We start from the raw sequence: 1,044 nt of genomic DNA on the forward strand, positions 1-1,044 counted from the left end.
AAAGTCGCCTCTGAGCGAAAATGAAGATGATCTTTGAAAACTAAACAAGACAAAACGTACCTGTTAATTCGAGTTTTTATAAAAAAATCCTATGATATTTCATAGGTAGTCAGTCAAACTGGCGAAAAACAAAACTTCGGTTTTGAACTTTTTCGGAGAGTTTGATCCTGGCTCAGGACGAACGCTGGCGGCGTGCCTAATACATGCAAGTCGAGCGGACAGAAGGGAGCTTGCTCCCGGATGTTAGCGGCGGACGGGTGAGTAACACGTGGGTAACCTGCCTGTAAGACTGGGATAACTCCGGGAAACCGGAGCTAATACCGGATAGTTCCTTGAACCGCATGGTTCAAGGATGAAAGACGGTTTCGGCTGTCACTTACAGATGGACCCGCGGCGCATTAGCTAGTTGGTGAGGTAACGGCTCACCAAGGCGACGATGCGTAGCCGACCTGAGAGGGTGATCGGCCACACTGGGACTGAGACACGGCCCAGACTCCTACGGGAGGCAGCAGTAGGGAATCTTCCGCAATGGACGAAAGTCTGACGGAGCAACGCCGCGTGAGTGATGAAGGTTTTCGGATCGTAAAGCTCTGTTGTTAGGGAAGAACAAGTGCAAGAGTAACTGCTTGCACCTTGACGGTACCTAACCAGAAAGCCACGGCTAACTACGTGCCAGCAGCCGCGGTAATACGTAGGTGGCAAGCGTTGTCCGGAATTATTGGGCGTAAAGGGCTCGCAGGCGGTTTCTTAAGTCTGATGTGAAAGCCCCCGGCTCAACCGGGGAGGGTCATTGGAAACTGGGAAACTTGAGTGCAGAAGAGGAGAGTGGAATTCCACGTGTAGCGGTGAAATGCGTAGAGATGTGGAGGAACACCAGTGGCGAAGGCGACTCTCTGGTCTGTAACTGACGCTGAGGAGCGAAAGCGTGGGGAGCGAACAGGATTAGATACCCTGGTAGTCCACGCCGTAAACGATGAGTGCTAAGTGTTAGGGGGTTTCCGCCCCTTAGTGGTGCAGCTAACGCATTAAGCACTCCGCCTGGGG

1 rRNA gene is annotated in these 1,044 nt (G+C 52.2%); it reads left to right on the top strand.

Features of this window, described 5'->3' with window-relative positions:
• Window positions 1–149: 149 nt before the first annotated feature.
• Window positions 150–1,044, top strand: a 16S ribosomal RNA gene (locus WDC82_RS25100); the annotation flags it as partial.

Origin of the sequence: Pelagibius sp. 7325 (assembly GCF_037652055.1) — a bacterium.
Classification (GTDB): Bacteria; Pseudomonadota; Alphaproteobacteria; order Kiloniellales; family Kiloniellaceae; genus Pelagibius.